Below are 19,451 nucleotides of genomic sequence, written 5' to 3' on the forward strand. Positions count from 1 at the left end.
TATCGTCCAGTTGTACGCTGCATAGTGACCAAGGATCTGTGTATACTTCTTATGCTTATCAAAAACAAGTCAAAGAAAGAGGCATGACTATGAGTATGTCCCGAAAAGGGACGCCCGCAGACAATGCCTCCATTGAATCGTTTCACTCTTCTCTAAAGACTGAAACCTTCTACCTCGACAACTTAACCTGTACTACGACCGCCATCGTAAAACAGATTGTCGAAGACTACATCACTTATTATAACAATATCCGTATCCAAACGAAACTAAATAACCAGTCTCCGGTCCAATACCGAAAACTGGCTATTTAGATGGTGTTTTGATCCCTGTCTCAAAAACGGGGGGCAGTTCCATTGGACAAAGGGTTTCTTTTTATTACAGGAAATCCAAAAATAATTAGTTAACATAACACAGATTATCAGCATTGTAAAAGGATCTTTGAGTAAAAGATCCTTTTAGCTACTTGTTCAATTTAAGAAATCCTTTAAGTTAAATAATCCCTTGCATTTTCCATTGGTCGAAATACTTTTGATAACCCATTTCATCAGCAGTCATGGTGTATTGCGTATCTCCCAATTTAAAAGTATGGAATCCCGACAAGGCTTCATAGGTCGGATTCTCTTCTACATCCCCGAAAAGCGTTTCGAATGCATCTACATCCACTGAGTGTGTTGTTCCATCCCCATAGGTTTCAAGAAGAATGAAATCAGCCTCGTCCTGATCTGTATCTCCCTTAAATATCAAACCTGCTTCATTTAAGGACGAATATAATTGATTCATACTCAACCTCTACTCCTTTTTAGTTCAAGATGATCCAGAATAATTCATAAGTACTCTATACTCTATACATTTTAGATAATATAATGTTAATTATCGGCAAACTAACTTTCTTTATTTCCTATCTGGTTAGGATAACAACATGTCCCCTGATATAATCTTCGTTTTCACTACTTTTAATCTATCCTTTTTAAAGACATATAGGGGACAATCACCTAGAGCTTGTAGTTTATTATGACTGATGTAAACTCCAACTTCTTCAGACAAGGCCATTATAGGATTGCTCGTTTTTTTTACATGACTTTTTATTAACTCATCATGTTTTTCTTGATAATGACACCATATCGAATAGCCTTGTGTAAGATTCAACCCACTATAATCCTGCATATTTACGTTATTTATATCTATATAAGAAGCAGTATTAATGTCTTTTCCAAATATGATAGCGCCTGCACTTCCTCCATAAACCAAACCATTCTTTATATATTCCCTTAGAATTAAGTCAAACCCAGATACCCTTATATCATGTAACAAACTAAATGTATTGCCTCCGCCAATATATACAGCAGAGAATGGATTTAAATCCTTAATTGATTTATTTGATAAATCTGTCCACATAACAATGTTTTGAACTCCTAGAGGATTTAATGTGCTATTTATCCATTCAAAGCATAACTCATACGAAATAGCTCCTTTTAGTGCAATAGGGATATATAATAACGGTTTATTTAAATTAACCTGACTAATAAACTCTTTATCAATTTCTTTCGTTTGTTTCGCATCTCCACCACCCGATAAAAATAATTTAACCATAAAATCCCCCCTTTACAGTTTTTTGAAAATTATATCATCTTGTATCGCATAAAAAGTATTTGGGTCCGCGCTATGTTTAGATGGAGAACGGAGAAGAAGATAAATATCAACCTCCCCTAATTAATTTAATAAAAAAGCCCCTCCTTCTATCAGGGAAGGAGGGTTATATAGTGTAAGGTATTAAAGAAAGAGGGTTATTTTCCTTCTCTAAATAATAAACCTATTTTTACCATTTGTAAATTTAAAATATATAAAAATTTACCATTTTTTAAATTTTCAGGTGAACTTAGTTTACATAAAAGGTATTATCGGAAATAAAGATCCTGAAAATCCTTATCATGTTAACTTTTCAGGATCTTCTAGAATACCTAGTAAATTATTTGTTGCTGTTAATTTTAAAATTAACAATTAACCATATAACTTGAATAATCAGAGGAAAGATAAATGCCATTAATAAAATTATAAATGCCAACAACTTTAGAGCAGGTGTTTGAGTAACACCTGCTCCATCAATTTTCCTTGTCCAGACGACAAATGTTCCTACTGCAAAAAGCATAATCCAAATAATATTGGCTATCCACCAAAAAATCCATCGTTTTTTCACATTATCACTTCTTCCATTTTTCAGATTCTTAATCTAGTAATAGATATACTTCACCTCAAATTAAATCCATTAATTAACCTAGAAAATTTCAACACTTCGCTTTTGTTAAAACTATACTTCTGAAGATGTATAGTTTTATAAATATCGTATATAGAGCTAGTTAACATAAAACAAGTTATTGGTACTAAAAAGCCCTTATCCATATTAGTAAGGGCTTCTAAATTCCTTCTATTTATCTAAAAAGCGTAGGACTCGCTTATTTATCTGTTTAGGGTTCTCCATAGACATAAGGTGACCCACTCCCCTTACCATTTCTAACGTAATATGAGGAGATGAGTCCTTAGCACGACAAAATGCTTCCTCGGGATTATACATGACTTCCTTTTCCCCCAATAACAGGAGAAGTTGAGTTTGAATTTGGGCTAACTCCTCATCCTTAAACACATAGGGAAATCCCTGTTCTGTTTGAGTTTCTTCTTGATTAGGAGGCGGAGCGCTCCCAAATGTTCCAGCTATTAATTGTTGTTCTATAAGAGGATCTACTGTATAACGATGATCAAAAATCCATTCGAGAAAGCTCTTAACGCCTTCTTTATTACTAACCATTCCCATAGCATAAGAGTAGAATACGGGATCGAAAGGAATGTAAGTGGCAGCTGGGCTTATAATGACAGCTTTATTCACTATTTGAGGGAAAAGGGACAGGAAATTCACTGTATGTAAAGCTCCATAGGATAATCCTACAATATATGTTTTATCAATTTGTAAATGATCTAATACTTCATTTAACCAGGAGGCATAACTTGATCGATTTGTAAACTTCTTTTCTAACACGCTTCTATTCTTGTCTCCTATAATATCAATACAAATGACTCTATACTGTTTACTCCACTCTGCTACATTCGGATACCACATCGTTGAACTCATTCTTGCCCCATGTAAGAGGATTAGAGGAGGAGATAACTTATCTCCACTTTCAATAATATAGGTATGTCCGTAAGAAGTATCTACAAAGTAAGAAGAAAAGGCTATTGGCCATAGTTTTTGTAAGGCTTTATCATAAGATTGCAGATAACTATTTTCTTGATCATTTAACTTTGAAGTATGCATTTAATTTCCCCCATATTGTTAAAAAGGCCATTTCAAATGTCTTTTTGATTTCTAGCGATGCATTCAATGCTTTTATATCTCTTCCGGTTTTAGGAGTAAAGTTAACCAAGACAAGAAACAAATTTTAAATCTATTTTCTTCGGTCTGCTCGAGACTGAAAGGCTAAAACGATCACTACAAAGGCGATAACGATTACAATCATTTTCAACGTTACATTTATAACATGAGAATCAATAAAGGTAGCAACCACCCCTATAACTAATGCGACTAAAATCAATATTGCAATTAGAAAACTTCTCTTTATTTGACTCATGGTAATCTCCCTCTTTTCCCAATGTAGAGCTATTGTTTACACGAAAATTCTATCTTCAAAAAAGGGTTTATATAGCTCTTTATCGATAGATTTAAAACAGATATTCTTCTTAAAGTAAAAGGCTGAGAAGGGAAAATGATTAGCATCCTATTTTTTCTCCTTCAATTAATAATTGTTTAAAGCTATCCAGGTTGTGTCTAGGTATCTTACAAGCTAAGCAAAGATAACTTTCCACATCTCCATATTGATTTATAATCTTGGTATAAGCCTCTTCTAAATATTCTCGCCTAACCTCTAGAATAGGTTTTATACGTTCTGGTGAGACATGAAATAAGCTCATCCATTGAATTAATCTTCCTTTTTTCTTCATCGAAACAGCAATTAGCTGATTAGAAAAAAGATAGTCGTCTATCACCGTCTCATAAGGAACACCTGCAAGTAATTGAATAAGAGCTGAGACAAAACCAGTACGGTCCTTCCCTCCTGTACAGTGAATAAGAGCAGGCAAGTGGCTTTGTTCTGAAAGGAACATAATAATTTGGTTAATTTCTTTATATATTCCACAAGCCATATAATCATACATATCTTTCATTACATCTTCAAAGTTAATCGTGTTAGACTTCGTAACTAGAAATTTAAAAAACTCAAAACGTGTGAATTCTCTGCTCTTGTCATGGATAGATACCTTTAATACTTGAACGTTTTCATTACACTGAATCCGACTAACTTTAGACTTCTGTTCAGTAGGGGTTCTCAAATCACAAATTGATTTTATTTTTAACTGATGGAAATGCTCTATATCATTTGTGGATAATCGAGATAGTTCTTCCGATCGGAATAGTAAACCAATCTTCATTTTACGTCCATCTTTGGTCTTAAGTCCTCCAATATCCCGGAAATTATGTAACTTTTCAAATGGATATCTATTTTCTCCAGTTCTCATTGTCATTCTCCATTATTTTTTAAAATTCACATGATGTATATCCCAGACATACAGATGATAAAAAGGACAATTTTAGAGCTATCCTTTACTTTTATGTATATCTTAACTTTATCTACTGCATGTTTTCACAACTTAGATAACTGGTTTTAAGTCCAATAATTCCGTTAAGGAATTCACTATGAATCTGTTTTTAATCTTGAATACAGATTAAGGTCTACAAACTTTCCTTTAGACTTTTCCGCCTGTCTAAGTGTCCCCTCCAATGTAAAATTTAATCTCTGTAAGGTTTTAATTGAATTCGTATTTTGGGGTTCTACTTTTGCTTCAATTCTGTTTAGACCTAAATCTTCAAATGCATATTTCAGTAAACCTGAGATGGCTTCAGAGGCATACCCTTTACCCCAAAATGCTTTTGAAAGCTCATATCCAATTTCTGATTTTGAATGTGCAAAGTCTAATGTGTTATAACCACATGATCCAATAATTTTATTGGAAGCTAACTCAATTATAGTGAAACGGGCAGCATTATTTTCATAATCAAGATTATTTAGAAATGTAATCATATCTTTGGCTTGTTGTTCTTCCGTAAAGTGACTAATATTCATATGTTTAGTGACAACGGGATCAGACCAAATTTTAAATAAAGTAGAGGAATCAGATTCCTTTAACCTTCTTAAATACAATCTTTTTGTGTATAATTCTGAAATCAATTAGGATTCCCCAAGTGTGTTTTTATAGTACTGTTAGAATCTGAGTCATATAGAACCTTCTTATTTTAAGAGATATTCTTCTCAGTTTATTCAGGTGATAGAATATAACTAGAAATAGTAGAGGAGGATCTATTTATAAACAATTAAGGCCTTAATGATTTGATAAAAATAATGTTTCCATGTTAAAAATTCATTGGATTTTTTCATTTATTCCACCTTATTATCAGCCTCTAAAGATAATATAGAGCCAAAGTATTGCGATGCCATAGTAAAACAAATAAAAGCACATAATTCACTAATTTCGCGTTCATTAAATGTTTCTTTTAACACGTTAAAAATTGCATCTTCTATCTTTCCACCTTGTTTCAAAAAAACTTCTGTAAATCCTACAGCGATAGCTGTTTTTTTATCAAAAAGCTGATATTCTGGTTTTCCCTTTGCCTTACAATAGTCACAATCATTATTTTGCGCTAATGTTCTTCTTACTTGTTCTTTTACACTAGAATGGAGACTACCATCACCTTCTAACGTAGTTGCTAGGTTATTCCACGTCCCCATAATAGATGGATTATGACCTAATAATTGTTGGAATGGTGTATTTCCAGTCATAGAAAAAGAAATATTTGGCATGCTATCACCAACCTTTCCCTTTTATTATAAATTTCCAAATAATAGATATCTATTTCGTATGAAATAGAATTTAAGTATATATTTTACAAATGAAACTAAAAATGAGAACAATATTTTTATATGAAATTTACTTATTATAATGTCACTATAAACCCTGATTATGATGTTAAGATTAAAGTTGTCTTTGATGATCATTAAAAGGTGTACATTACACAAAAATTTAGTGGTCATAAAATAAATCATTCAGACTAAAAATCCCTTATTACTATTAATAAAGGCTTTTAATCTCCTGCCATTTATCTAAAGAGCATCAGACTAACTTATTTATCTCTTTAGGTTTCTCCATATACATGAGATGCCCGCCCCCTTTTATCATTTCTACCGTATAGGTTTTTAGTTAACATAATAGATCTTCTAGGAAGTAATAAAAGCTCAAACTCATTGAATTACCACGAGTTTGAGCTTTTTCTTGCCCTTTAAGTATACTTTTATGGACGGTTATTTTATATCTATAATATACACCGATTGCAAATAACTATAGCTTAAGAAAAGTGTAAATCAATAAAAGGATAAGCATAGGTCCAGATATCCACTTTTTTGGACCTCTAGTCTTTACTTCTATAAAATGGACGAGAAATTGAAAGATATCCTCATGACTAAATTGTTGTTATAAAAGATCAAATTATCACCATTTTTTGAATTTTCATTAAGCTTAATTTATAATTTGATAAGTGAATGTAGATTAAGACCTTAATAGAATATGATGCATAGATGTTAAAGGAGCTGCATTTTCAAAAAAACTAATTTAGGAGGATTAAAATGATATTTGGTGTACTAAGAGATAATAAAGTAGGGGAGTACCGAGTTATAATGACACCTTTAGAAGTTGCTACTATTAGGGATGATGGCCATACGATACTTGTTCAAAAAGATGCGGGTTTATTAGCAGGATTTAGCAATGAACAATATCAGAAAGGGGGGGCTGAAATAGTAGAAACAACTGAAGAGATGTATGAAAGATGTAACTTTATAGCAAAAGTTAAAGAACTTGAAGAAAATGAATATAAATTACTCAAGGAAAATCAAATTATTTATACTTGCATACATCCAGCTGCACATAAAGAACAAGTACAAGCTATACTCGATAGCAAATGTATTGCATTCACAGCAGAGGATTCACATAGATTCGGTTCAGTAAACTGTGAAGCAGCAGGTAAACAAGGTGCATTAATGGGTCTACAAGCAATGCTGACTATTAATGGCGGGAAGGGGAAATTTGTTAGTGGTTTAGCTGGAGCCCCTGGTATGAAGGTACTTATCCTTGGAGGAGGATTAGTAGGAAGGTCTGCGCTGCAGGTTTTACATTCATTGGGAGCATGGTGTACTGTAATGGATGTGAATTACGGGGTGTTGAGAGAGATTGGAAAAACATATAATGAAAAAGTAAATACGCAGTTATCAACTAAGCAAAATATTAAAAAATTACTTCCTGAAATTGATATGGTGATTAACTGTGTAAAATGGCCAAAGGAACGCAAAGACTATTTAATAGATTGTGATATGCTCCATTTAATGGAAAATGGAGCAGTTATTGTGGATATTAGTAATGATACTGATGGTGCGATTGAATCCTTCCGTGAAACAACTCATGAAAATCCAACATATATCGAAAATGGAGTCGTGCATTATTGTGTCAGCAATATTCCTGGAGCTATTGCTAATTCTACCTCTGTAGCTTATGCAGCATCTGTACTGCCACATATTCAATCAATTTTAAACTTAGGTGTGAAAGCAGCTTGTATCAAAGACGGCTTTTTAAGACGCAGTTTAACAGCTTATAAAGGATACCTTACACATGAGGAAACAAGTGCTATTCAAAATAGACCTTGGATAAGACCAGAAGATGTATTAAATATAAAAAATGAAAAACTTGACCTAGCACCACCAGCTACATCAACTAGATCAGATAACTTTTTAAGCATTTAAAGCTATTGAAGGAGGATATTAATGACTGTATATACGATACTAGTAGATTTTGCTTGTGCCAGTATCCTGATTTTAATAGGTATGCTGCTTCGCGCAAAATTTAAATTTATACAAAGAAGCTTTATTCCAGCGAGCTTATTGGCAGGGTTTTTAGGTTTAGCATTAGGACCTAACTTTCTAAATATCCTACCTTTTTCCGAAGATATTGGCTCCTATGCAGGGATAATTACAATTTTTGTATTTGCTGCAGTTGGGATAAACGGGTTTTCCTTTTCACCCGGCAATATGAAAAAGGATATTAATCGAATGGGCGCATATGCCACTTATAAAATTCTCTGTATAGGTCTTCAAATGTCTATTCCGATTATCTTTTCTATTTTAGTTATTTCAAAGTTTGCCCCAGAGATTAATAACGGATTTGGTTTACTGTTAGCAGCCGGATTTTATGGAGGTCATGGAACTGCGGCAGCGGTAGGTACAACCTTCGAAAATTTAGGCTGGGAGACTGCAACTGACTTAGGAATGACAGCAGCTACTGGTGGTATTTTAGCAGGTATTTTTGGTGGACTTATATTTATAAAATGGGCAACTCGAAAGGGCTACACTCACTATGTAAAAAATTTCTCGGAAATTTCAGAAGATTTAAAAACAGGATTAGTTCAACCTCAAAATAGAACTGCAATGGGGAACGATACTGTTTCACCAATTGCACTGGACCCATTAGCATTTCATTTAGCATTATTAATTGTGCCATCAGGTTTGGGCTACCTCCTAAATAATTATATTGCTACTACTTGGGGTCTAGAATTCCCAACATTTACAATAGCATTTTTGTTAGCGTTACTTATATACATATTGCTGGGCAAAGGAGAAAAAGGTGTTTATAAATATGTTGATAGTAAGATAGTTGATCGTTTAGGCAGTGCAGCAACCGATTTCCTTGTATTTTACGGTGTAGCTTCAATTAAATTACCTATTGTTGTTGAATATGCACTTCCACTTGGTTTGTTAATGCTTTCAGGTGTAGCAGTAGTTGTGGTAATGCTGATAGTGATTGGACCAGCTATGAACTATGAAAGCTGGTTTGAGCGTTCCATATTTGTTTATGGCTATTCAACAGGTGTATTTGCTATTGGACTTACATTATTAAGAGTTATTGATCCTAATAATAAGTCAAAGACACTTACAGATACAGCGGTAGTTGGACCTCTTAATACGCCTTTAGAATTATTTGCATGGTCGGCAGGTCCTGTTATGCTGTTAAGCGGACAACACTGGACGTTTGTTGGAATTTTTTTAGCAATCTCTATCGGATGTTTCGTAATAGCTAGAATCTTCAAATGGTGGTACTGGAAGATTCCTTTAGGAGGACGCCCCCCTGTTCCATTAGATAGGAATGAAGATGTTATCTAAATAACGAAATGGTATATTAACATATATAACTCATTTTAAATAAAACTCGAATACTGGGCTGATTGTCGTCAATCTGAAAGGAACTTCCTCGATTGAAAGAAGTTCCTTTTTTCACATTAAAACAAAAAAACCTTAATTTTAAAATTAAAGTTTTTTTGCCAACTAATCTTCTGGAGACAACATTATTACAGCAAAGCAAGCCAATAATAGAATTTCAATCTTGAACATTTAATATAAATTAAATTATCTCTGTTTTATTAACAGCCTGACTACAAATCCGTGGTTTTCTCGACTGTACCTAGCTTCGCCAACTACTTTCGAAATCTCTTTCAGAGGTTCCGAAAGAATCGCTTTATTATAACAGTTTGGTTGTTCCTCGCCATTCTGTTAGATTTGTTTCTTCAATTACATCCACTTATTATTTATTTGATTCTAAAGCTTCATAAACAGCTGTGACCACACTTCCATATCTTCCTGTTGTGAAAAGATCACCGAAAAATTGATTAGAGTTTACAGCAGGATCTACAAGCGGCGAATGCTTTTTATTAGTGAGCAGGACGATTCCTAAGTTCTGCTCAGGGTCAATAATTGTCACTGTTCCCGTCCAGCCTGTATGACCGTATGCACTGTCGCTTGCATATTTGCTGAACATCCAGTCCATGCTGTCATCGCCGTTTAATCTCCATCCGAGACCGTATGTTGAGTTCATCTTGGAAGGTGCTACGAATTCTTCTATCGTTTCTTTTTCAAAGAATGATTTATTACCGTAACTGCCGCCATTCAGCATGACTTGCAGGAGAACAGCGAGGTCACTAGTTGTCGAGAATAAGCCGGCATGTCCTGAAACACCTTCCATTGAATAAAATGCTTTTTCATCATGTACTTCACCTTGTAATGTATATGTCCGAACATTCGGGAAGCTGATGACACCATCACGTGTATTACCCATTAATTCAGTTGCAGCAAAATCTTTTGGTTTAAAACCTTTTTGGAGAGGATTGAACATAGTGTGCTTAAGACCTAAAGGTTTGTAAATAGCATTTTCAACATAATCATCAAGTTTTTGTCCGGTGACCTTTTCAACTATATACCCTAAAAGCATATAATCTACATCGCTATATATGTTTTTGGTGCCCGGTTTATATTCCAGCGGTGTTTTAGTCAGCATTTTCAATGTCGTTTCACGATCTTGCGAATATAGATCGCCGGCTACTTCAGGATTATGATATGCGGGATCGGCCGGAAAACCAGCACTGTGATGCAGAATGTCGACCAAACGCATAGTATTCTTTCCTTTGATCTTGTCTGTCGGTTCATCTTTAAATTCAGGAATATATTCTTGTACCCGTGAATTTAAATCAATTTTTCCTTCGCTGACAAGTTTCTGAAGGGCAAAATTCGCTGCATACATCTTAGTATTTGATGCAATATCAAACATGGTGTCCTTTTTCATTTTCAAAAACTTATTAAGCGGTGTATGTCCCTCAAACTTTTGTTTATAGCCGTAGCTTTCATTCTTCACGATTTTACCGTCTTTTATGACAATCAGTGCTGCTCCAGGAAAACCGGCGGCCACTTCCTTTTCAATCAACTGATCCACTTTTTCAAGTTTTTCAGACGAAAACCCGACTTCCTCCGGCTTTTTTGCTTTTGTTAAAACAGGATACTCAACGTGTGCTTGAGGAGATGTTTTTTCATTTGATTCTGCAAAAGAAGCGGAAGGTACAAGTAATGAGATAGCCAAAACAGAAGTTAGCACACAGCTTGTCCATTTTTTCATCATGTTTCGTTTCCCCTTCGAAATCGTATTTTGATAGCTTATGTAACAACCAATCAATTTACTTCAAATAATTATAAATCCGCTTACATTGTAATCTTATCAATTATAACTATAGTCGTCTATACCATTTATGGTTCTGGTGCGAAAATAATGCAATAGAAACATAGGAGGATAATATCCTGTTAACTTTGAGATTATGCAGCTACTCCAAATAATTTATGAATGAATTCAACCTCATTTTGGACAGACTTTTCCCGGTGATGAGGTTGATCCTTTTTAACCGTATGCATGGCTTCGATACCACTCAAATATAGGTGACTGTTCGAAACGACTTCAATCCTAACGTGGAACGAACACGCTTCTTGATAAAACGATGATCCTGTTCCACGATATTATTGAGATATCTAACTTGCCTTAATTGTATGCCTTCAGGCATATGTTTCTCTTCTTTTAACTCTTGGATTGCTATAGGATAGGCTGGGTTCTTATCTACGGTTATCACGCGAGGTTTAGACACATACGGAAAAGCCAAGGCTTTCTTGAAAAAGCGCTTGGCTGCTTGTTTATCTCTTAATTCACTTAGATAAAAATCAATCGTATTCCCCTCTGAATCCACTGCACGATATAAGTACATCCATTTCCCTGTTACTTTGATATAAGTTTCATCGACTCTCCATGAGTCGTTTGCTGACGTAAGATGATGCCGTACTCTTTCTTCTAATTGAGGTCCATATTGATGTACCCAACGCATAATCGTTGTATGAGCAATATATAATCCACCTTCCTCCATCATTTCTACCAAGTCACGAAAACTTAAATTGTACCGTAGGTACCATCTGACAGTTAACAAAATGATATCAGGTTGATAGTGTTTCCACTTAAATAAGTTTTGCTTTTCCCCACTGATCACGCCCTTCTTTTAGAATACTAGTATCAGTATGTCCAAGATTTAGAGATTAGTTTCAAGTCGGCTGAAATTTTGCCCCAGAACCAAAATATTTAACCTTCATCTGCAAGCTGAGTTTTTAATTGTTTACCCGGAAATGATAACAGGTTATAATCAGAACTATGTATTTTCGGGTATCGAATTAAATCTACATTTTGGTCCCTTTGTGCTTAATGTAGGATGGGAACTTGTAGCTTACATTTCTGTAGTGAAATGAAATACAAACTATATAGAAAGGCGAGGAAAAATTGAATACACTTAGTGGAAAAAAAAGAATTCAACTTGCGATACTTTTGGGATCACTTGGACTCTTAGGCCCTTTTACAATTGATACGTATTTACCTTCCTTCCCTACAATCGTAAAAGATTTTCATACTACGGCATCACTCGTACAAATTAGTTTGACAGCATGCTTATTAGGATTGGGAGCAGGACAATTATTTATTGGCCCATTGAGTGATGTGAACGGCCGTCGTAAACCTTTACTATTGTTTCTTTGCTTATACTTATTAGCTTCTTTAACTTGCTCGTTTTCACCAAATATCTATTTCCTTATTGTGGCTCGTTTTGTCCAGGGCTTTTCCGCAGCAGGCGGACTTGTGGTTTCAAGAGCTGTCGTCAGGGACCTTTTTAGTGGAAAGGAACTGACCAAATTTTTCACTTTAATTGTATTAGTCGGTAACCTCGGACCAATCGTTGCACCGATTGCTGGAGGAGCCATTCTTTCGTTTACCAAGTGGAATGGAGTTTTTATTGTTTTAGCTTGTATTGGAGCTATATTAATCTTCATGGTTTCTCTAAAACTACCAGAAACGTTACCACCTGAAAAACGTGTACCTAGTAATTTGCCACAGCTCATGAGCAATTTTGGAACCTTATTCAAGGATCGAGAATTCATGGGATACGCATTCACACAAGGATTTACGACAGCTGGAATATTTGCCTATGTATCTGGTGTTCCATTTGTCTATCAAAATATTTACCATGTTTCTCCGCAACAGTTCAGTCTACTCTTTGGAGTTAATGGTTTAGGCTTGATTATTGGAAGTCAGTTGGTTGGACGCTTGGCTGATCGCATTTCGGAGCGGACATTTTTAAAGATAGGACTAGGAATTTCTATTGCAGCAGGAGCAATCCTACTCATCGCTCTTCTTTTAAAAGCTCCACTAATTGCCGTGGCGATCCCGATTTTCTTTTTTGTCTCATCAATCAGTATTATTGGTACGACGTCCTTTGCATTAGCCATTGAATCACAAGGACATATTGCGGGCAGCGCCTCTGCATTATTAGGCTTGTTGCCATTTGTACTCGGCTCGCTATCAGCCCCTCTTGTTGGAATAGCGGGATCGTATACCGGTGTTCCAATGGGGGTTACGATCTTTGGCGCTAGCTTGTTGGCGTTTCTTTCCTATTTTGTTTTAGTTCGAAAGCGTTCGGTTAGGATGCAGGGGTCCAATGATGCTGAACAAGGTTCTAGGCTATAATGGGGATACGTACGTTATTTAAGTCAATTGGACAGTTGACATGTAAGAAGAAAAAAATATTAACGTTATTAACAACACGCCCCAAGTGATGAGTCATCACTTGGGGCTGTTTTCGTTTTGATGCATTGTTTCTATAACTAAAATGAGCCAAACTATACAACTATTGCATACAAGTTTGCATATTTTAGGCTCTTTCATTGTTTTCCTTTTTGAACTAAAGACAATTCCTTGAATAAGAAAAGGGCACAAACTGGCCATTTCGTATTATAAGGGGTTCTGGTGCAAAAACTTCAAAATATCTGCAAGTATTCTCTCAAACTTGGACATACTGATACTATTACTCTAAAAAAGGACGTGATCAGTATAGAAAAGAAAAATCTATGCAAGTGGAAACATTATCAACCTGATATTATTTTATTAACCGTGAGATGGTACCTACGGTACAACCTCAGTTTTCGTGATTTAGTCGAAATGATGGAAGAGCGTGGACTATCTATTGCTCATACAACCATCATGCGCTGGGTTCATCAGTATGGTCCCAAATTAGATGAGCGAGTACGGCGTCATCTTAAGCCAACCAATGATTATTGGCGAGTCGATGAGACATATGTAAAAGTCAAAGGTCAATGGATGTACCTATATCGTGCCGTTGATTCAGAAGGAAATACGATTGATTTTTATTTAAGCAAAACAAGAGATCATAAAGCTGCAAAGCGCTTTTCCAAGAAAGCTTTACGGTCTTTTCATGTTTCAAAGCCCCGTGTTATCACAGTAGACAAGAGCCCAGCCTATCCTATGGCGATTGAAGAGTTGAAGAAAGAGAAAAAGATGCCCGTAGGCATCCAAATAAGGCAGGTAAAATATCTTAATAACATTGTGGAACAAGATCATCGTTTTATTAAAAAGAGAGTTCGTTCGATGTTAGGATTGAAATCTTTTCGTACAGCTAAATCTATTCTTTCGGGAATAGAAGCGATGCATATCATTAAAAAAGGACAGCTTGCTTTACCGGACAAGTCTGTCCAAAATCAAGTGAAGTTCATTCATCAACTATTTGGAATGGCTGCATAAGAACAGATTTCATTAGAAATTTATATACCTCTTTCAAATAAATGCAATCTTTGCACCAGAACCCTAAGAATTTATTTACTGAAGGAGGAAAAGGTGAAAAAATTTATACTCTCTCTATTATATATAACGGCTTTAACCACAGCTATATTTACATACTTTACTGCACAAGGATATAGTGGAGAATATGTAAAATTGATTGGAAATAACAACTCAATATATCCCGAGTATCCTAAAACTCCTTGAAGACAATAACATTCCTTATAAAGTTAAGAATGAGAATTGTATATTCCTGAAGATGCCTTTGGCAAAGTTATCTACTGTTGTTCATAATCCTTAGGAAGAAGTGAAAGGTATTTACATAACAAACCTTAATATGTGTAAAAGAAGCCGTTGAATCGTGGGGCTGACTCCCGTTAAGTTCAACGGCTTTTTTAATCCATTCTTATGTAGCCATTTATTAAGAAAATACTATGATTTCCCCTCATTTATCCAGGTTTTAATAAGATCTCAATCATCAATCAAAAGAAGAAATTTACGTTTATAAAGATCAATCTTCTTGATATATAACTAAGTATATAGAATAGAAGATTATAGTAAGGAGACTTTAGAAGAAGGAAATTATATTTAATTCATTTTCCCAATATGAACAGGAAAAGGGATCATTGAAAATTAATAGAGAAATTTCACAGAATTATTAGATATAGATAAATAATCCTATAAGGCCCTTACTATTCATAACATCCCTCCCCTATGATCAGTCCTCTAGGAGGCTATATTGAAACTCCCATATTTCACTATCGTTTAACTCCTTCAATGAGAGTTCTAAATTGTTTCCCAAAATGATCTTGTCACCGTCGATGGCAACCACCATTGCCTCAATAGAACGATCGCCATCTCGTTTTTTATATACATCACCAACATTCGGCATTTCACCTTGGGTAATATTTGCAGGTTGAACAGAATCGTTGCTCATTAAATCACTATCTGCCATATTTTTATCTAAATAATCTATAGGATGACTATCATGATCACGGCCCGGAACCATTAGTAAATATTCGTTATGTTTGACTCCATTAGACTTAGTTGTAATCACTCCTTTGGTTTCAACAGACGATACAATTTCAATTTCGTGTAATGAATAGTGATCCAGGTAATCGGGACTTGGATTCGTAATTAAGATATAGTCCCCTTCTTCAGCTTTTTGATCCTTGTGAAGTGTATAAGTCTTGTGATTGAAAATAAAGCTGTCAAGGGGTTTGGGTTTATATTTTTCAACTTTCGAGGCATTGGTTAAATGCTGTGTTAAATCTTTCAGCTTGACAAGATGGACCGACTGTTTGTATACAGGCTTTACTGAATATACCCTGTGCAACTCATTGTTAAAATAGACAAATTGTCCTTTTCTTACTTGATATAGTTTCATGTATAACTCTCCCTTCAAATTGTTCAACTTTTAAAAAGCTAAGAAAATTCATTGAATAATACCTGACATCGGTTAACTTTCCCCTGAAGTTATGTGAATATTACCAGTTCTATTACTACTCCCCAAAAATCTTTTTTTCTTTGATTTATAAATTCAATACAGATATACGAGGAAGGCACTCCTTAATGAAGGAATTCTTTTATGGTAGTATCCTTTCCCCTGATTGCAGAAATATTGGTACTACCCTTTTTTATTAGTATCCATTTTAGAATTCACATTATGATTGAGTTTTATAAAACCTCCGTTTTAAATCTCCAACATTTAGTGTTCTGGTACAAAGGTAAAATAAAAGGGAATGAAGTGCAAATATTGATACTCTACATAGATTTCTACTCTTTAGAACGTATAGGATATACAACTTTAGTTACATTAAATAAGTTAGGTGCATCATTGCCCCGTTTCTTTTAAGAACCATGCGAGTCTCTTTCAAGACACACCCGGCTCAAATTTCCCATTGCAGGTTCATTTGCTGTCGTACCTGCCATAACAGCAAGTCACACGTACACCGACGCTCCAAATGAAGGTTTACATAATAGGACGTTTTTATATCCATAACCTTATGTTGTCTATAAAAGACTAACGAGAAGTCAGCTCCCTTTCAATCCTATCACAAGTTTTTCCATAAGGTTGATCGTATTCATTCAGTTATATAGCTTTCTGCTTTCCTATTCTCTTTCGACATAACGGCATTCGCTTTCTATTGTATATCCTTTACCCTCTAATCTTACAACCTTCCTACAGTATATCCAGATGACAAGACCTTCCTGTAAGATTAATGTTATAATGCTAATATGTCCTCTAATCCCCCCTGAAATAATTATAATGGAGTAGCATCCCCACTAAACAAAAAATAGGTAAATAAGTAACCGTTCAAAAGGTAATGAAGGATATTGATTAAATGAATCAAAAGACAACGTCTTATAGAGGTTTCTTACCTAATTAACCATGTAAGTGTTTTGGTTAGCTAAGTTGGTTCAAATCTAGAATAGGAGTGAAGTAAAAAGTAAATCATTTAATTAAAGTATTTTATTAACGCAATCTTTAAGGGGTAGTTATTCTTGCTTCATAAAAAGTACAGTGTCTAAATTACGTGTACATCTTTTAATATTCTCCAATTGAAGTAAAACCCTCTGCGAATCAATCAAAGACGGGAGTTTTTAATCTAACATGAAAAAGGTCTCAATAGTTTTTTATATTTCAGTAGTCATACTGGCTCTTCTTGTTCTTGTAGGAATTACAATGCCTGCACAACTTGAAACTGTAACAAGTAATTTGCAAGATTTTATTACCAATACATTTGGCTGGTACTATTTAATTGTTGTAACGTTCTTTGTTATCGTTTGTCTGTATTTGTTAGTAAGTCCGATTGGTCGAATTAAGCTCGGGAAACAGGAGGATAAGCCTGAGTTTTCACGTCCAACCTGGCTTGCTATGCTCTTTAGTGCAGGAATGGGAATTGGGTTAGTGTTCTATGGTACAGCTGAACCCATTAGTCATTATGCAATCAGCTCTCCAACAGGTGAAACAGGGACAAATCAAGCAATGAAAGATGCAATGAGGTTTACCTTCTTCCATTGGGGTATCCATGCGTGGGCAATATATGGAATTATTGCTCTCTCATTAGCTTACTTTACCTTTAGAAAAGGAGAGCGTAGCTTAATTAGTGCGACATTAAAGCCGGTTATCGGGAAATATGCAGATGGGACTTTAGGGAAGATCATTGATATTATTGCCGTTATTGCAACGGTTATAGGTGTCGCTACGACTCTTGGTTTTGGTGCTGTCCAAATTAATGGTGGTTTAACTTATTTATTTGGCGTTCCTTCCAATCTTGTGAGTCAATTTCTTATTGTGCTAGTTGTTACTATTTTATTTATCATTTCAGCCTTAACAGGTTTGGGTAAAGGAATTAAAATTCTTAGTAATGCTAATATGGCCATTGCATTTGTATTATTTCTATTAACGTTTATATTGGGACCCACTCTATTTACGTTGAATTTATTTACGGATACAATTGGCACTTATCTACAGAATTTGATTAATATGAGCTTTCGTATAGCTCCCCTTAATGAAGAAAATCGTAACTGGATCAATGGTTGGACCATCTTTTATTGGGCATGGTGGATTGCATGGTCTCCATTTGTAGGAATCTTTATCGCTCGAGTATCTAAAGGAAGAACGATTCGAGAATTTGTCATATATGTTTTACTGGTTCCTTCTCTTATCGGCTTTATCTGGTTCACTACATTCGGTAGTGCGAGTATGTTTCTTGAACATAAGGGGATTGCTTCTATTTCAAAATTAGCAACTGAAGAATCACTCTTTGGTGTATTTGCAAACTATCCAATGGGAACAATCTTATCCATCTTAGCGATTATTCTTATTGGAACTTTCTTCATCACTTCAGCTGATTCAGGAACTTTTGTTTTAGGGATGATGACAACGAATGGTTCTCAAAACCCTAGTAACAGTGTAAAGATCCTTTGGGGGATATTACTTACAACTATAGCTCTTGTTCTTCTCTATTCGGGGGGACTGCAGGCTCTGCAAAACACCATGATTATTGCAGCCCTTCCCTTTTCCATAGTTATGGCCTTAATGACATTTAGTCTACTTAAAGCTCTTAACAAAGAAGCGAAAGAATTTGGAATTGGAAAGTTGAAAAAACGAAAATAAAGATTCTTAACGAAAAAGCACATTGGTTAATTAATGGATTAGCTAATGTGCTTTTTTGATTCGCAAGAGGAATTCCGAATGTGGAATTTTATGTAATAATACCTTTAATTAGCTTTTTTATAGCTCTTTTATTCAATAAAACACATTTTCCCATTTACTTGTTCTTATGTTGTTAAAGTTTGTTCAGATGATTATCCAATATATATAATTAGAGCACCAAATTAGCATATAGAATGCTAATGATTGAACGACTACTTTATTCTTCAGGTTATGTATAATATGCAAAGTTAGTTCACATAATGTTGATTATCGGAAATTCACGATAAAAACGCTTAGAGCATTAACTCTAAACGTAGCAATCTATAATTCATTTAAGAATCCTAATTTAAGTAGCATTTTTCCTTTTTAATTCCAGTATGAGGGCAACAATTCCGATAAGCCCTCCTATGGCGAAGAGGTAAGAAGCAAATGGTATTGGTTCATTTATTAATAACCCCCTTATGCCATAAAAGCACAATATAATATTACCGATTAAACCAAGTACAATCCTAACATTTTTATTGATATTTTCACCTCCCCTTTTTGTATATATAATACCATATAAAGTAAATTATTCTTCCTTATATCTGTTCGATATTCTATGCAAGTTTAGTTTACATAAAATGTATTCTAGGAAGTTAGAAAAGCACAAACCTGTTGATTGCTAACAAGT

16 protein-coding genes and 1 pseudogene are annotated in these 19,451 nt (G+C 34.8%); 6 read left to right on the forward strand and 11 right to left on the reverse strand.

Features of this window, described 5'->3' with window-relative positions:
- On the forward strand, positions 1–311 hold a 311-nt coding region (locus tag BM012_RS21850), incomplete at its 5' end, for an IS3 family transposase (RefSeq protein ID WP_139210422.1).
- 178 nt (positions 312–489) lie between these two features.
- Here BM012_RS21850 and BM012_RS21855 read toward each other — a convergent pair.
- From BM012_RS21855 to BM012_RS21890, 8 genes are all read right to left on the reverse strand, one after another.
- Complete coding sequence (locus tag BM012_RS21855; RefSeq protein WP_061802990.1) at positions 490–780, reverse strand: hypothetical protein; 291 nt, start codon at positions 778–780, stop codon at positions 490–492.
- A 126-nt stretch (positions 781–906) separates the two neighbouring features.
- Positions 907–1,590, reverse strand: coding sequence for a Type 1 glutamine amidotransferase-like domain-containing protein (locus BM012_RS21860; protein ID WP_061802989.1), 684 nt, complete (start codon positions 1,588–1,590; stop codon positions 907–909).
- Between the two features lie 376 nt (positions 1,591–1,966).
- Positions 1,967–2,194 (reverse strand): DUF3923 family protein, encoded by a 228-nt coding sequence (locus tag BM012_RS21865; protein WP_061802988.1) that lies wholly within the window; start codon positions 2,192–2,194, stop codon positions 1,967–1,969.
- 228 nt (positions 2,195–2,422) lie between these two features.
- Entirely contained in the window at positions 2,423–3,304 is an 882-nt protein-coding gene (locus tag BM012_RS21870; RefSeq protein WP_061802987.1) for an alpha/beta fold hydrolase, read from the reverse strand.
- A 130-nt stretch (positions 3,305–3,434) separates the two neighbouring features.
- Entirely contained in the window at positions 3,435–3,617 is a 183-nt protein-coding gene (locus tag BM012_RS21875; RefSeq protein WP_061802986.1) for a hypothetical protein, read from the reverse strand.
- 139 nt (positions 3,618–3,756) lie between these two features.
- Positions 3,757–4,560 carry a tyrosine-protein phosphatase gene (locus BM012_RS21880; RefSeq protein ID WP_061802985.1) on the reverse strand — a complete coding sequence of 268 codons (804 nt, stop codon included), beginning with the start codon at positions 4,558–4,560 and terminating at the stop codon, positions 3,757–3,759.
- A 176-nt stretch (positions 4,561–4,736) separates the two neighbouring features.
- Positions 4,737–5,270, reverse strand: a complete 534-nt coding sequence (locus BM012_RS21885; RefSeq protein WP_061802984.1) for a GNAT family N-acetyltransferase — start codon at positions 5,268–5,270, stop codon at positions 4,737–4,739.
- 207 nt (positions 5,271–5,477) lie between these two features.
- Complete coding sequence (locus tag BM012_RS21890; RefSeq protein ID WP_061802983.1) at positions 5,478–5,900, reverse strand: carboxymuconolactone decarboxylase family protein; 423 nt, start codon at positions 5,898–5,900, stop codon at positions 5,478–5,480.
- An 819-nt stretch (positions 5,901–6,719) separates the two neighbouring features.
- On the opposite strand from BM012_RS21890, the gene BM012_RS21895 reads away from it, so the two are divergent.
- Both BM012_RS21895 and BM012_RS21900 read left to right on the forward strand, forming a co-directional pair.
- A complete protein-coding gene (locus BM012_RS21895; protein WP_061802982.1) occupies positions 6,720–7,886 on the forward strand; it encodes an alanine dehydrogenase in 1,167 nt (388 codons plus the stop codon).
- Positions 7,887–7,907: 21 nt separating this feature from the next.
- Positions 7,908–9,299 (forward strand): sodium/glutamate symporter, encoded by a 1,392-nt coding sequence (locus BM012_RS21900; protein ID WP_061802981.1) that lies wholly within the window; start codon positions 7,908–7,910, stop codon positions 9,297–9,299.
- 418 nt (positions 9,300–9,717) lie between these two features.
- Here BM012_RS21900 and pbp4b read toward each other — a convergent pair whose 3' ends face one another.
- Positions 9,718–11,079 (reverse strand): penicillin binding protein PBP4B, encoded by a 1,362-nt coding sequence (gene pbp4b, locus BM012_RS21905; RefSeq protein ID WP_061802996.1) that lies wholly within the window; start codon positions 11,077–11,079, stop codon positions 9,718–9,720.
- A 194-nt stretch (positions 11,080–11,273) separates the two neighbouring features.
- Positions 11,274–11,989: pseudogene (locus BM012_RS21910) on the reverse strand (IS6 family transposase).
- A gap of 284 nt (positions 11,990–12,273) precedes the next feature.
- On the opposite strand from BM012_RS21910, the gene BM012_RS21915 reads away from it, so the two are divergent.
- A complete protein-coding gene (locus BM012_RS21915) occupies positions 12,274–13,509 on the forward strand; it encodes a Bcr/CflA family multidrug efflux MFS transporter (protein ID WP_061802980.1) in 1,236 nt (411 codons plus the stop codon).
- 363 nt (positions 13,510–13,872) lie between these two features.
- A complete protein-coding gene (locus BM012_RS21920) occupies positions 13,873–14,580 on the forward strand; it encodes an IS6 family transposase (RefSeq protein ID WP_061802995.1) in 708 nt (235 codons plus the stop codon).
- Positions 14,581–15,334: 754 nt separating this feature from the next.
- Here the strand turns inward: BM012_RS21920 and BM012_RS21925 are convergent.
- Complete coding sequence (locus tag BM012_RS21925) at positions 15,335–16,003, reverse strand: hypothetical protein (RefSeq protein ID WP_061802979.1); 669 nt, start codon at positions 16,001–16,003, stop codon at positions 15,335–15,337.
- 1,227 nt (positions 16,004–17,230) lie between these two features.
- Here BM012_RS21925 and BM012_RS21935 point away from each other — a divergent pair.
- Positions 17,231–18,739 carry a glycine betaine uptake BCCT transporter gene (locus BM012_RS21935; protein WP_061802978.1) on the forward strand — a complete coding sequence of 503 codons (1,509 nt, stop codon included), beginning with the start codon at positions 17,231–17,233 and terminating at the stop codon, positions 18,737–18,739.
- The last annotated feature ends 712 nt before the right edge of the window (positions 18,740–19,451 follow it).

This window comes from Priestia endophytica DSM 13796 (assembly GCF_900115845.1).
Lineage (GTDB): Bacteria > Bacillota > Bacilli > Bacillales > Bacillaceae_H > Bacillus_I > Bacillus_I endophytica.

Coding starts and splice junctions, on each gene's coding strand:
- BM012_RS21855 (WP_061802990.1), bottom strand. CDS start 780: ATGAATCAATTATATTCGTCCTTAAATGAAGCAGGTTTGATATTTAAG.
- BM012_RS21870 (WP_061802987.1), bottom strand. CDS start 3,304: ATGCATACTTCAAAGTTAAATGATCAAGAAAATAGTTATCTGCAATCT.
- BM012_RS21935 (WP_061802978.1), top strand. CDS start 17,231: ATGAAAAAGGTCTCAATAGTTTTTTATATTTCAGTAGTCATACTGGCT.
- BM012_RS21895 (WP_061802982.1), top strand. CDS start 6,720: ATGATATTTGGTGTACTAAGAGATAATAAAGTAGGGGAGTACCGAGTT.
- BM012_RS21875 (WP_061802986.1), bottom strand. CDS start 3,617: ATGAGTCAAATAAAGAGAAGTTTTCTAATTGCAATATTGATTTTAGTC.
- BM012_RS21890 (WP_061802983.1), bottom strand. CDS start 5,900: ATGCCAAATATTTCTTTTTCTATGACTGGAAATACACCATTCCAACAA.
- BM012_RS21880 (WP_061802985.1), bottom strand. CDS start 4,560: ATGAGAACTGGAGAAAATAGATATCCATTTGAAAAGTTACATAATTTC.
- BM012_RS21900 (WP_061802981.1), top strand. CDS start 7,908: ATGACTGTATATACGATACTAGTAGATTTTGCTTGTGCCAGTATCCTG.
- BM012_RS21860 (WP_061802989.1), bottom strand. CDS start 1,590: ATGGTTAAATTATTTTTATCGGGTGGTGGAGATGCGAAACAAACGAAA.
- pbp4b (WP_061802996.1), bottom strand. CDS start 11,079: ATGAAAAAATGGACAAGCTGTGTGCTAACTTCTGTTTTGGCTATCTCA.
- BM012_RS21925 (WP_061802979.1), bottom strand. CDS start 16,003: ATGAAACTATATCAAGTAAGAAAAGGACAATTTGTCTATTTTAACAAT.